Below are 14410 nucleotides of genomic sequence, written 5' to 3' on the forward strand. Positions count from 1 at the left end.
TTCTCTGACTATTTATCTGAGATGCTGACTCTGAAAGCTGAAGCAGGTTGGCTGAAGCAGATGGCTGATATTAGCGTCTACGTTTTGTCTGACGACGCTGTTGTAACTGTTTACGATGTTTAGCTCTGGTGAGTTGCCGATGGCCAACGTTGTTATTGTTGGATGGACGGCAGAAGTATTGAGATAATGCTTGGACAGTGGGATACCGAAACATTTCTATCAAAGGAATGTCTTGGTTAAGAATTTCCCGTATCTTGATATGGGTTTGAACCAAGTGAACGGAGTTTCCACCCAGATCAAAAAAGTTATCGTAAATACCAACTTGGGGAATCTTCAATATGGTTTGGATGATATCGCTGAGTTGTTTTTCAATCTCATCGGTGGGGGCAACATATGCTTGCTTTAAAGGTGATTCACTTAGATCAGGCTGAGGTAATTGGCGTCGGTCAACTTTACCATTGGCCGTTAGGGGTAAGCTATCTAAAAAGATAAAGGTTGATGGCACCATGTATGCTGGCAGTTTTTCAGCTAGGAGCTTTCGTAGCTCTGGAGTCAGCTGGGATTCTGTCTTTGCTGACTGAGCCGTTACGGGATAAGCCACAAGCCGCTTTACTCCTGGTCGCTCCTCTATAGCTGTGACAACGGCAGCGTCAATAGCTGGATGTTGGACTAGGGTGGCTTCAATTTCTCCCAGTTCGATGCGATGACCGTTGATCTTGACTTGGAAGTCTTCCCTTCCTAAAAACTCAATCACCCCATCTGGCAGATAGCGACCGATGTCACCAGTGCAGTAAAGCCGCTCTCCCGTTTGGGGATGGTGGATAAAACTAGCGTCGGTTTTGGTGGGATTATGCCAGTACCCCTTGGCTAACCCGACACCGCCAATGTAGAGCTGTCCTGGAACAAAAAGAGGACAGGTGTTTAGAGCGTGATCGAGCACATACATGCGCTGATTGGCCATGGGGTATCCATAGGGAACACTTTTCCACTCAGGGGAAACTTGGTTAATAGGATAAAGAATGGACCAGATGGAGGCTTCTGTAGCGCCCCCTAAACTAATGACCTGGGCCTCTGTAAAGGTTGTTCTAATCTGTTCTGGTAATTTCAGAGGTAGCCAATCGCCACTGAGTAAGACCAATCGTAGGACTGCCTGAATCGGTGTTGATGCGGCAGCTGCATATTCGATTAACATCTGCATCAATGCAGGTACCGAATTCCAAAGGGTGACCTGATGCTGGATTATCAGCTCGAGCCAGTGGGCTGGGTCGCGATTGGCCTCGGCCTTAGGTAACACCAGTGTGCCACCCGCAGCCAACGTACCAAAGATATCGTAGACGGATAGGTCAAAACTGAGGGATGATAGGGCGAACGTGCGATCGCGTTGACTCACTCCAAACCGCTGATTAATGTCTAAAACAGTATTCACCACACCTTGATGGTCAATGGTTACACCTTTAGGTAATCCTGTGGACCCAGACGTGTAAATGACGTAAGCAATATCTTCAGGGCGCTGGACAAATTCCAGGGGGGCCTCTGGGCGTTCATACTTCAGGGTATCGACACAAATACGAGTGGTCCTTGTTGGCCATTGAAGAGTCTGCTCCCACTCAGTCTGGGTCAGCACCAGATCAATGTTACCTTGTTCCAGGAGATGCCAGCGGCGTTCTTGGGGTAAATTTGGATCAATGGGTACATAGGCCGCTCCAGAGGTTAAAATTCCCAATACCGCGACAATTTGTTCCCACCCTTTTGCCATGACTACCGCTACCAGATGGTTTGGCTGTGCTCCTAAGCGGCGGAGTTGTTGACCGAGCTGTTGGGCGCAATTGCTAAGTTCTTGATAGGTCAAGGTGCGATCGCTAGCAATCACCGCAGGCTGGTCGGGCTGGTTAGCCACCCGCTCAAAAAACAAACCATGTAGACATCGACCCCTATCTTCCCCCAGAGAGCTCTCGGTTTGATTAATCGCAGCAATTTGATCTACTTGAGTTTTGGGTAAAAGCCCAGGACTTGTCGCCTGCCAAACCGCTTCCTCCGTTGCTAATCTCTCTAAGAGGTTGCCATAAGCGGCAAACATATCATCTAAAACACCCTCAGGGAATAACTCTTCAACACAGTCCCAATTAAGAAACAGTTCTCCAGATGGATTGAAAAAAACTTGATGATCAAGATAAACCTGGGGCGTTTGGGTGATCATATAAGTCATCTTACCCATGCCCTTAAGCATATCTCGATTGTAGGTTGTATCTACATAGGTATTGAGGTTGTCAGGTAAATTATCAGATGAGCTAACTACAGACTGTTCTCGACTTAAACTTTCGTTGGTCAGCGTACTGGTAAAAATAACAGGGGTTAAGGCTTCAGCCGGGCGGTTTTGAATTCTGGCTAACTCCCGTATAACCTTGACTCCACTATAGTAACTGTGATCTAAGTCATCCCAAAACTGTTCTTGAATCCGTTTGGCACGGGTTTCAAACGATGCCGATGACGTATTATCTACCGATAGTAACGTGACTGAAGTAAAATCTCCTACGATTTTATCAACATCAGGATGTAAAGGTAAGCGGTTATAAAGGGTTAGATTAAGAGTAAACTTAGGGTTTTTACTCCAAAGAGTCAAAATTTCTGCAAACGCTGCCAGTAAAATGCCAGAAGGCGTTAAGTTTGCATGATGAGCCCGTTGCTTCAGACGTCGCCAGGTTGTTGCATCCATCTGCTTTTCACGTCGCATAAAGTGAGGCGAATCAACGGATGAAAGACTTTTCTGTAGGGGAAGTTCTGGGGCTGGGGGTAACGTTGTTAGACGCTTTTTCCAATAATCTTTTGAACGTTGATAAAGCGGAAACCTATGAAATTCCAGCTCAGCTAGCACATAATCTCGGAAAGACAACGTCAGAGGTGGTAGCGAACGTCCAGGAACTCTAACTAAATCTGCCAATTCAGCCAAGAGCAACTCACAACTCCAAGCATCACCGATGAGAACATCAAGGCTAAAGCAAAATCTAACCTGATCAGGGTTGAGATAAATAGCTTGAATTTCAAACAGAGGCCATTGTTCCAGCGGAAAAATCTGATGGGACATCTGCTGGCGAATGCTCTCTGATTTCAGAGCAAGTGCTGAAGCACTTGCTCCCCGTAAATCAGTTACCTGAATTTGGTAGTCGGGAACCTCCGAGAGAATTTGCTGTTGTCCATCCTGACGGATGATCATACGCAACATTTCGTGACGTTGAATTAACTGCTGCCATGCTTCATTGAGCTGGGCTGGCGTAATCCCATCCGTTTCAATTTCAAAGTAGCCATGGGTTGAGATATTGCCTAACTCCAGTCCACCCTGACGACCTATCCAATAGGCTTGCTGAATGTCTGTAAGTGGAAAGGGATGATAGCGCTGCTCTAAACCGGGCACGATGATAGGGAATCTTTGCTCAGAAGAGCCACTTTCCCCTCGCAACCGTCTCTCAAGGAGTTGCTGTTTAGCCAGAGACAATTGAGACTTCTTGGCAACATTTTTTTCTCTTAAAGACATGTAGACCACCTATAGAAAACGCATCAAAATCTTAATGACCTACTGGGAGACTAGTTTTACGCTCAATCAACTGGATCATCGCGTTGACTGTTCTGAAATTCTCAAAATCAAGTTCCTCATCTTTGACAGTTAATTGAAACTCTTTCTCAATAAAGAGAACTAGCTGCATTGCAAACATGGAGTTAATAAAACCAGTTGCAAAAATGTCTTCATCTTCCTGTAATTGATAGTCCTGAAAGTGCTCCGAGAGAAATCCATAGAGCTTTTCTTTTATTTCCTTCATTTTTCTAACTTAGCTCAATAACAACAGTCTGAATACTTAACTGAAAAACCCAATATCTTGCTGAATAATCAGTCAACTCATCTTTTGACCTTTCACATAGGTGTAGAACCCTCGATTACTTTTACAACCATGTAATCCAGCATCCACCATTTTTTTTAGCAATGGACAGGGGCGATATTTATCATCATTAAAGCTCTCATACAAAACCTCAATGGAATAGAGAATCGTATCTAGCCCAATGAGGTCTGCTGTCTCTAATGGTCCCATCTTATGGCCAAAACATCCCTTAAATAAGCGATCAATTTCTGAAACAGTAGCAACTTGATCCTGCAAGATAAAAATGGCTTCGTTGATGGTCAACATCATGACTCGATTGGTTACAAATCCAGGCGCATCATTGACCACAATTGAGTCTTTTCCCATCTGATGCAGCAGTGTCTGGGCACTTTGGATAGTTGTTTCGGCGGTATGATAACCTCGAATAACCTCTACCATAGGTTTAATCGGGACAGGATTCATGAAATGCATGCCAATAACTCTCTCTGGTCGCTGAGTGACTGAACCAAATCGAGTGATGGAAATAGCTGATGTATTGGCAGCAAAAATAGCCTCGGGAGGACAAATAGAATCTATTTTGTGATAAATAGATTGCTTGATATCCCATTTCTCAGTCGCATTTTCGACAACAAATTCAACCCTTTCTAGCTGCTGATAATCTGTAGAAAAGTGAACCTGATTTAAAACATCTGATGTACTCAACTTAGTATCAGATTGACGAGTAGACTCTGAGAAAAAGCTCTGTAGTCGGAGATTTTTTCGTATCTCAAGCTCGGCTCGCTTTAAAATCCGATCAGAAATATCAAGTAACGTAACCTGGTGACCTGTTTGAGCCAGGCTTTGGGCCAGACCAATGCCCATTGTACCAGCACCAATAACACCAACTGATTTAATTTCCATGACTGTCATTCCAGAACTAAGTGCAGACAAAAAGTAGTGATGCAGATATAAATGAGAAATTATTCCATGAACTGTGATTTTCGTTTAGAGCAGCTCAATCTTCTTTGGCAGCAAGTTGCTCGGCTTCTTGCTCATCTAAAGCTTCTAATTCCTGAATGAGTATATTTTCAATCAAAACAGTTAATTCAGATACAGTAGGACACTCAAACAGGCTGCGAACTGGTATCTCAATCTGAAAAATATCGCGCAATTGATTGATTAAAATATTACCAGTGAGAGAATCACCCCCCAGAGCAAAAAAGCTATCGTGAATACCCACTTGACCAAAACCTAGTAATTCTTGAAACTTCTGAGCCAGTTTCTTTTCTAAATCACTGCTGGGTGCAACATAAACATTTTTAAGACCAGCAGGTCTTTGATATTTGGGTTTGAGTGTTTCAATATTGGTGGGTGTTAAAGGGACAAGCTCTTGTTCACCCGTATCCGCTAGAAAATCTTGAGTTGAAACAATAACTTGAGGCTCTGTACTACTTGATAAAATGCGCTCAAAAATCGCTACGCCTTCTGCAGGTGTCATACCAATTCTGAATGCTTTCTCAGCAGTTGCCTCATACTCTTGCTGAACCGTCACAGCTGTGCCAATCCCCTGCCAAACATCCCAATCAATACTTCTGATAAACCAGCCGTACCGATAGGCACCGTAATGGGCAAAACTATCGAAGAAGAAATTTTCAGCACTGTAATCAACTAGACCAGCTTCGGGCTTTAACGTTCTCAAAGATGAGCAGAGTATCCAAAAATCTAATTCGTTATCTTTAAGTAGCTGCTCCAATACCCTAATGCCTTTTACCTTAGGTGCCATATCAACAGCAACAACATCTTGAGTCTTGAGTTGTATAATCCCGCCTCCGCGCACAAAAGCAGCGTGAATTACCCCCTGAATTTGACCAAACTGGGTACAGGCCTGCTCAATGACCTTTTGCATTTGCGCTAGATTGGTAACATCAGCACCCACAGCCATGACTTCTGCACCCAGGCTTTCTAGATGCTGAATTTGGCGAATTTTTAGGCTGACACTTTCCTGCTGCCCGTGGGTGGCTAACCAATCTGACCAATTATCACGCTCTGGCAAAGATGAGCGTCCTGTTAGAACCAGTTTGGCCTGGAAGTTTTCGGCTAGATAGGTTGCTAATGTTAGCCCCACACCTCCTAGTCCACCCGTAATCAGATAAACGCCTTTCTTTTTTAACCTGGATTGTTTCTTGTTGACTGTCCCCAAATGCATCGATTCAAAGGTTTGCACCCAGCGATGACAACCGCGATACGCAATCATTTGCGTAGAGGAGATGGGATGATTAAATTCCATCAGTAACCGATCCACCAACTGCTGTTGTTGATAACCCTTTGTAGTCGGTAGCACAAGGTCAATACAACGGCACTGGATGTGAGGATACTCGGTCGGAATAACCTGACAAGGCCCTAAAACTAAGGCCTTTTCTGGGCAAATATCTTCTGTTCCGGTTAGACCTTGTAAATTATTGGAGACAATATTTATTTCCAGAGTGTCTTTGAGATTATGTTCTCCCAGGGCCTGTGCTATAAATAACAGACTGTAAAATCCTAAGGTCTCAGCAACTTTGTGCTCATTTTCTGCATTGACCAACCATAAATGGATGATTTTTTGAGGTAATAAATTCAGTGCCAACAGCTCATTGAAAAGGGTTTGATAGTCCCCAGGTCGCTGTGGATTAATGCTATAGGTGTGCTGCTTGTCGTGGTCAATATCCCTGGCAAACCCTTCTCCAATTTTAACGACAACCACCTCATGCTCTTCCGGTGTCAACTGCTGGATAATTTGCTCTCCTAACTCACAATCATCCATAAACACCAACCAGCACCCTGCACTGGTCTGAGGTGTCCAGGATGGTAGGGGTGATCGCTGCCAGGAAGGGGTATAGAACCAGTCTGACATGTCTGGCTGCTTCTGATCGGAGACAGGCTGTTTACCTGAAGAGACAGCTGGAATTTCTTTAAGCTGACTAAAGGCTGGAGGAGCAGAGGGTGTTGCTAGGGCCGATGCTTGGGCAACTAAAATATGCTCACCAAACGCAGGAAACTCTGAAAAGGCCTCAACGTTATCAAACCCATGGACAGTTAATATGTCTTTCCACTGTTGTTTAGATAAGTAAGGATCGCCCATATTACGCTGCCCCGTTGCATCAGCAATCGGCTGCATCAAGACGCCATCCATGATGTCAGCTTCTAAGCGAGCTTCTGTAATTTCCCACAACAGGAGTATACCGCCAGGAGCCAGTAATGAACGCGCATACTTCACCGTAGCATCTATATCCTGGGCAACATGAAGGACGTTAAATGCAATCAAAAGATCAAAACTATTGGCTGCATATCCTTGCTCCTGGGGTGCTTTTTCAACATCTAAGACTCCGTAATTAATAAAGGAATACTGACTAAATTTCTGTTGTGCAATACTCAAGAAAAAGCTGCCAACATCGGTAAACATATAGTCAGTTTGGGAGGCTGGCAACAGTGGCAACACCTTTTCGGTAGCGCTACCGGTACCCGCCCCTAGCTCTAAAATTCTCAGTTTGTTATTAGCCGGTAGAGCATCCACAATGGTTTGGATGATAGAAACTAGAATCGGCTCGTAATAGGGCATTGAGGGGTACTCTGGTACGGTATACCCTGCTTCCTGTAGCCGCATGGAGAAGTGAAATTCTAGGGGCTGTCGTTCTCCCGTAAGAATAACTGGCAGATTCATGCCATAAATGTGATAAATATCGTCGATCCATTCTGACGAGATTACATCAGCAGACTTGGCTTTAACGTCGGCTAAGCGATGACTAATTGTTTCAGGTGCCAAAGGCTCTAATTGGCTAAATTGACCCGATTCATCCCGTTGTAAACAGCCCTGAGCAACCAACACATCTAACCACCGTGCTAACAGTTCCTGATAGCGGGGAATAACCCTGGTTTGTTCGAACAGTGCCTCTAAGGTGTAAGTTTGCGTAGGTTGTTGAAATGCCCCTAGCTGCCTGCAGGCTTGATTCATATAGGCGGTGCAGAGACGATCAAGGGCCTGTCTGTAATTTGCATGAGTATGGCTATCTAACGTTTGGACACCATCTAACGCCTTGCTCTGTGCCATGGATACAAGCGATGACCAAAATTCTGGCGTAGTTAATCGTGACTGTATAGATGACTCATCTGGAGCATCGACCCAATAGTGCTGACGCTGAAATGGATAGGTGGGTAGGGGAATGCGGTAGCGCTTGTGCTGGGCTGAGAAAGCTGACCAATCAATATCAACGCCTGCTAGCCAGAGTTGAGCCACCGTATTCAGAATAAAGGCCGTATCTGATTGGGATTCATAGGCATTACGCAGCGAGGCAAGGGCGATTTTTTCAGTGGTGGTGACTTGGTCTAGACACTGTAATGCGAGGCTACTGAGGGTTTGTCCAGCCCCAATTTCCAAAAGAATTGGCTGTTGCTCTTGCCATAGTGCCTGTACTTGATCGGCAAACCGCACTGGTTGGCAGAGATGCTGTATCCAATAGTCCGGATTTGTAACCTGGTCTGGCGTGATCCAGGTTCCAGTGAGGTTAGAGACGTAGGGAATATTAGGGGGCTGCAGGTTAAACCCCGCAACCAATGTCCTAAATGCTGGCACAATAGCTTCCATCATATGGGAATGGAACGCATGGGAAGACTGTAACCGTCGACAGGCCAGTCCTTGTTCAATTAACTGCGTTTGTAGTTGATCGATGGCGTCTGGTTCTCCGGCAACTACACATTGAGTTGCACCATTCACCGCCGAGAGGGATAGTCTCTCATTCAGTAGAGGCTGTACAGCTTCTGCTGAAAGCGGCACTGCTAACATGGCTCCGGGGGGCAGTTGGGCAATCATCTCGGCCCGTTTAGCTACGAGTGTCAGGGCCTCTTCCAGAGATAAGACGCCGGCAAGGGTGGCAGCAACATACTCACCAATGCTATAGCCCACCATGGCGCTGGGGTGTATCTCCCAAGATTGCCACAGTTTTGCCAGGGCATATTCAATGACAAAAATAGCAGGTTGGGTTAAGTGAGTTTGGTTGAGTACACTGGTATCTTTGCCATCAGCCTGGCGATCGCGACCCAGCATCTGACGCAAATCAAGTTTAGGCGCTTGAGCGGCAGCGTCGGAGATGACAGCAGATGTATCTGTGGACTCAGCGCTTTGGGGTGGAAAAATAATCTCTCTTAAATCTATCCCTAAGAGAGGTTCTAAAATTTGGCAGCAGTTGTCGACCTGTTGGGCAAAGATAGGCTCAATGTGATACAGCTCTTTAGCCATGTCTTCATAGTGACTGCCCAAGCCTGTAAACATGAAGGCAATCGGGCGTTTTTGAATGGCTTGTTCCGTAGTTAAGATGCGTTTTGGATCCTGTAAGGCTGCGATCGCAGCTTCGACCGACCGGGCTATCACTGCTCTCTTATGGGAAAAGTTCTGGCGACCCCGTTGTAATGTGTAGGCAACATCTGCTAGATCAACCTGGGAATGCTGCTGTAGATACTGAATTAAATTTGTTGTACTTTGCTCTAAAGCGGCCTCTGTTTTAGCCGATAGAAGTAGTAACTGCCAGGGACTATCATCCCCAGTCGACTGTTCCCGATCTACCAAAGCACTCTGAGGAGCCTCTTCCAAAACCACATGGGCATTGGTTCCACCAAAGCCAAACGAACTTACCCCTGCACGGCGAGGAGTGCCATTGGTTTTCCATTCCGATAACGTTGTATTAACAAAGAAAGGGCTATTGTCAAAATCAATTTGGGGAGAAGGTGTCTCAAAATTAACATTCGGAGGGATACATTGCCGATCTAAACAGAGCACAGCTTTAATTAACCCTGTGATTCCTGCGGCAGCATCCAAATGACCAATATTGGTTTTAACTGAACCCAAGGCACAATATCCCTTTTTTTCAGTGGCAAATGCATGGGTAAGCGCTGCAATTTCAATGGGATCCCCCAACTTTGTGCCAGTGCCATGGGTTTCCACATAGGTAACAGTTTCTGGCTCTACTTCTGCCATTAGTTGAGCAGACTGAATAACTCGCGACTGAGCCAGTTCGCTGGGAGCGGTGTAGCTCACCTTGACAGCTCCATCATTGTTGGCAGACATGCCCTTGAGCACAGCGTAGATATAATCTCCATCGGCCAACGCTTCTGACAACCGTTTGAGGACAACAATTCCCACCCCATTACCTCCAACGGGACCGTTGGCACGGGCATCAAAGGCCCAACAATGTCCATCAGGAGAAACTCCCTCCGGACATAGGGTCATGGCATTTTGTGGTGCTTTGATGGAAACCCCAGCTGCCAGGGCCATATCACATTCTCCGCTGAGCAGGCTCTGATAGGCCAAATTTACAGCTATCAGTGAACTGGAGCAGGCTGTACCAACACTTATGCTGGGACCGTTGAGATTTAACTTGTAGGAAACACGTGTAGGCGCGTAGTCTTTATCAGAGGCCAGTAGGATGGGAAAATATCCCATCGTTTGATGCAAATGGTTCGGCAACAGGTTATACAACAGATAGGTGCTTCTACCAACGCCCGCATAGACACCAATGGTGGTCATTTCCTGTTCAGGATCGTAGCCCGCATTTTCCAACGCTTCCCAGGCACATTCTAAAAAGAGGCGATGCTGGGGATCCATGATTTCAGCATCCCTAGGATTGATACCAAAGAAAGAGGCGTCAAAGAGATCGATATCCTCCAATATGGCCGCCGCCTTGACTGAGTCGGCTGAAGAGTCTTCTGGAAAAATCGAGATAAATTCTCGTCCTGCCACCAAATTTTGCCAAAAAGCCTCAATGTTACGACTACCAGGAAAGCGACCAGCCAAACCGATGACGGCGACCTCTAAACCATTTTGTTCAACTGCCATGGCATTTTTTATGGGGGTAGATGGAATAATACGGATTGTAGTTATTACACTTTGGGACGTGTGGAGGGTTGAAGAAGAATCAAAATATGTGCTTTAAAGCACGATTGTTAAGACTATTGATCTCAAGTTACCCTTATCGATTCTTGCGAACTTTGTTTGTCCTGACCTTAATAGCTTTAGCGCGTTGTAGCTGTTGCTTAAGTCTCTGTTTACCTTCACTGAGACTAACCGCTACTTGTTGCTTGTCTAACGGTTTGCTGGTTGGAGAGATTGACGCTGGGCGATGATGGGCCGATAGATAGTCAGCTAGCCTATGAATAGTGGGATACTTGAACAAATCAGATAGTGATATTAATTCTACCTCATTGACTAAGCGTTCTTTCAGTCTATTGAAAACCGTGGTAATCAGCAGTGAGTTACCACCAACCTCAAAAAAATTGTGGTCTACTCCCACCTTATCTATATTTAAGGTGTCTTTCCAGATCTCACAAATTGTTTTTTCAAGTTCATTTTGAGGGGCAATATAGTCAACTGTTAACCCCGACACCATGTCGTTAGGTAATGAGAGTGCCTGACGATCTATTTTACCGTTAGCTGACAAGGGTAATGCTTCAACAATCACAAACACTGATGGGATCATGTAGTCAGGTAGATGAGCCCTTACGAACTGTTTGAGTTCATCCACCGTAATGCTCCCATGTGGAACGATATGGGCGACTAACCGCTTTTCATTGAGGTGTTTGCCGACTACGCTGACTAAAGCTCGATTGACAGCCCGATATTGCCCTAAAACTGCCTCGATTTCTCCCAGCTCGATGCGATAACCCCCTAGTTTTACTTGAAAGTCTTCCCGGCCTAAAAATTCGATATCGCCATCGGGTAGATAACGACCTAAATCACCTGTGCGATAAAGTCGTTCGCCACTGTCTGGATGGGTGATAAAACTAGCATTAGTCTTAGATTCATCTTGCCAGTATCCTTGGGCAAGACCCACACCGCCAATGTAGAGATCGCCTGGTACCCATGTGGGACAAGGTTCTAATCGCTGATTGAGTACGTGGAAACTCTGATTTGTTAGAGGACGACCATAGGGAATACTTTTCCAGGTTGGCTCTACAGTATGAATGGGGTAGAAAAGAGACCAAATAGAGGCTTCCGTTGCTCCGCCTAAGCTAATAACCTGGACATCAGACACGAGGGTTTGAATGTGAGGTGGTAAGGTGAGGGGAATCCAGTCTCCACTTAACAATACCAAACGTAGGGAGCTGAGTATAGCCGTGTGGTTGCTTGTAGCATCAACCAGCATTTGCATCAGGGCTGGCACAGAATTCCAAAGGGTGATCTGGTGTTGGCTAATTAAATCTATCCAGTGGTCTGGCTCCTTAAGTTGTGAGGCCTGAGGCAGAATAATGGTTCCCCCTGCGGCCAACGTGCCAAAGATGTCGTAAACCGACAGGTCAAAGCTGAGGGATGATAGGGCTAGAATGCGATCGCACGTCCCCACTGAAAACCGCCTATTAATATCTAAAATCGTATTAACTGCACCACGGTGGCTAATTTTGACCCCCTTGGGCGTGCCCGTAGAGCCTGACGTATAGATGAGATAGGCCAGATCATCAATTGTCTGTACCGGTTCAAGCGGTGGCAGTGACTGCCCATAACAGTCTTCACGATTCAACCTATTAAGGTTGATAATATGAACCCCTGTGGGCCAAGAGATTGTTTCATTGAGCCAGGACTGAGTCAGAACAATCTGTGCTCCACTATTGTCCAAAAGATAGGCTCGACGCTGATCAGGCCAGCCAGGATCAATCGGTACATAGGCTGCACCAGCCATCAAAATACCTAGAACAGCAACAATTTGTTCCCATCCTTTTTCCATGGCTACGGCCACTAGCTGATTAGGGCTAACCCCAATCACTCTGAGACGATGACCGACCTCATGGGCAAGACTATAGAGTTGTTGATAGGTTAGGGTACAGGTTTGGTCAATGACCGCACAGTGTTGAGCTTGCTGACGGACTTGCTTAATAAATAAGGTATGTAACCATTCTGACGTAGTAATACTTGCTTTAGCAATGGAAGCATCACCAATAGCTCTGCCATTGAGTTTATCTCGTTGCGCCAACTGCGGCTGCGGCAGAATCTGTAGACTCGCCTTACCCCAAACAGTTGTGTCAGTAGCTAGTTGCTCTAGCAAGGCACAATAAGCCTCAAACATATCACCAACTAGATTTACAGGGAAAAGCTCCTCAACCACATCCCAGTTAAACGTTAAAGTCCCTTGTTCATCCCAAACTTGAATATCCATCCAAGCTTGAGATGCCTGGGCACTCCCATAAACCAGCTGACCAAAGTGGTTAAACGTAGCCATTTTTTGGCCCAATGCTTCCATGCCTAACGTGCTAGTGAACACAATAGGCATGGCTTTGGGGGTAGTATGCTCCCTCTGGTTTAGCTCTCGAGTGACCCGCACCCCATTAAAATAGCCATGTTCTAGATCCTGCCATAGCTGTTGTTGAATAGACTGTGCACGTTCACGAAAAGATTTACCTTGGGCATTATCAACAGCCAACAGCGTAACTGAGGTAAAGTTCCCTAGAATCTCACTAATTTGCGAGTGCAACGGTAAACGATTAAAAGAAGCAACATTAATCACAAACTGTAGCTTTTTACTCCATCGCCCCAAGACTTCAGCAAAACTAGCCAACAATATGCCTGTTGCCGTTAAACCAGCTTGTTTTGCCAGCCTTTGCAACTGTTGCCACGCTTGGGACTCTAATCGACTTTCATAACGCTGGCATCGATATTGCTTTAGGTCCTTAGGGTTTTGAGTGAGGGGTAAATCCGGTGGCCCAGGAAAATTATCTAGCCGTGAGAGCCAATAATGACGAGAGCGTTCGTACAAGTTGGTTTGTGATATTTTTTGCTCACCTAAGACAAAATCTCTATAGGATAATTCCAATGCAGGCAGGGCTAGCTCAGGATTTTCATAAAGCTTAAACCACTCGTCAAAGAGGAGAAATAAACTCCATGCATCAAAGATCAGTAAATCATAACTAACATGTAATCGAACTCGCTGTTCTGGTAGTAAGGTTGCCCGAAAATCAAATAGGGGCCATTGATCAGCTGGCAACACTTGATGGGAAAGCTGATCTCGGGTGGTTTTAACGTGAGCATCAACTTGGTCCATCGGTTGTGACCTTAAGTCAATTACCTTAATCTGATAAGCAGGTACGTCCTCTAAGATTTTCTGTTGGCCATCCGACATGACGACGGCTCGTAACATATCATGTCTGCGAATCACCTGATTCAGTGCTTGATTAAGCCTGACGATATCTAGATTGTCACCGTCAATTTCGTAATAACCATGGTTAGAGACACCACCAAGTTCTAACAGACCACTACGGCCAATCCAAAAAGCATGTTGTAAATCTGTTAAAGGAAAAGGCTGATGACGGTCCTGAGGGGCAGGATTCACAGAGGGTAATGCATGGGTAACGGTATCGAGAGTAGCGTTACCCAATACGTTAAGAATCTCCGACTTCTGCCGCCTTATACTTTTTTTCAATTCTGGGGTGAGTACTCCTTGCGGTGCACGAATATGTAGTTGTGACTTATTATTTTTGTCTATCCATAGCTTTACACCTAATTCGGAAAGCTCCAGTAACATTTGCTGTAAATCCATCGCTTCTCC

At 45.5% G+C, this 14410-nt stretch carries 5 protein-coding genes; all 5 read right to left on the reverse strand.

The features are described from left to right. Positions 1 to 70: 70 nt before the first annotated feature. The 5 genes from U2F10_RS03270 to U2F10_RS03290 all read right to left on the reverse strand — a co-directional run bounded on the left by U2F10_RS03270 (position 71) and on the right by U2F10_RS03290 (position 14401). Entirely contained in the window at positions 71 to 3529 is a 3459-nt protein-coding gene (locus U2F10_RS03270) for a non-ribosomal peptide synthetase (RefSeq protein WP_499870740.1), read from the reverse strand. 31 nt (positions 3530 to 3560) lie between these two features. Then, the gene (locus U2F10_RS03275) at positions 3561 to 3812 is read right to left on the reverse strand and encodes an acyl carrier protein (protein ID WP_499870742.1); all 252 of its coding nucleotides are present in this window, start codon (positions 3810 to 3812) and stop codon (positions 3561 to 3563) included. A gap of 72 nt (positions 3813 to 3884) precedes the next feature. Next, a complete protein-coding gene (locus U2F10_RS03280; protein WP_499870744.1) occupies positions 3885 to 4769 on the reverse strand; it encodes a 3-hydroxyacyl-CoA dehydrogenase family protein in 885 nt (294 codons plus the stop codon). 94 nt (positions 4770 to 4863) lie between these two features. Further along, positions 4864 to 10713, reverse strand: coding sequence for a beta-ketoacyl synthase N-terminal-like domain-containing protein (locus U2F10_RS03285; protein WP_499870745.1), 5850 nt, complete (start codon positions 10711 to 10713; stop codon positions 4864 to 4866). A 133-nt stretch (positions 10714 to 10846) separates the two neighbouring features. Next, positions 10847 to 14401 (reverse strand): non-ribosomal peptide synthetase, encoded by a 3555-nt coding sequence (locus U2F10_RS03290; protein ID WP_499870746.1) that lies wholly within the window; start codon positions 14399 to 14401, stop codon positions 10847 to 10849. Positions 14402 to 14410 lie beyond the last annotated feature (9 nt).

The organism is Leptothoe sp. EHU-05/26/07-4, assembly GCF_043421015.1.
Taxonomy (GTDB): domain Bacteria; phylum Cyanobacteriota; class Cyanobacteriia; order Phormidesmidales; family Phormidesmidaceae; genus Leptothoe; species Leptothoe turfae.

Coding starts and splice junctions, on each gene's coding strand:
- U2F10_RS03290 (WP_499870746.1), bottom strand. CDS start 14,401: ATGGATTTACAGCAAATGTTACTGGAGCTTTCCGAATTAGGTGTAAAG.
- U2F10_RS03280 (WP_499870744.1), bottom strand. CDS start 4,769: ATGGAAATTAAATCAGTTGGTGTTATTGGTGCTGGTACAATGGGCATT.
- U2F10_RS03275 (WP_499870742.1), bottom strand. CDS start 3,812: ATGAAGGAAATAAAAGAAAAGCTCTATGGATTTCTCTCGGAGCACTTT.
- U2F10_RS03270 (WP_499870740.1), bottom strand. CDS start 3,529: ATGTCTTTAAGAGAAAAAAATGTTGCCAAGAAGTCTCAATTGTCTCTG.
- U2F10_RS03285 (WP_499870745.1), bottom strand. CDS start 10,713: ATGGCAGTTGAACAAAATGGTTTAGAGGTCGCCGTCATCGGTTTGGCT.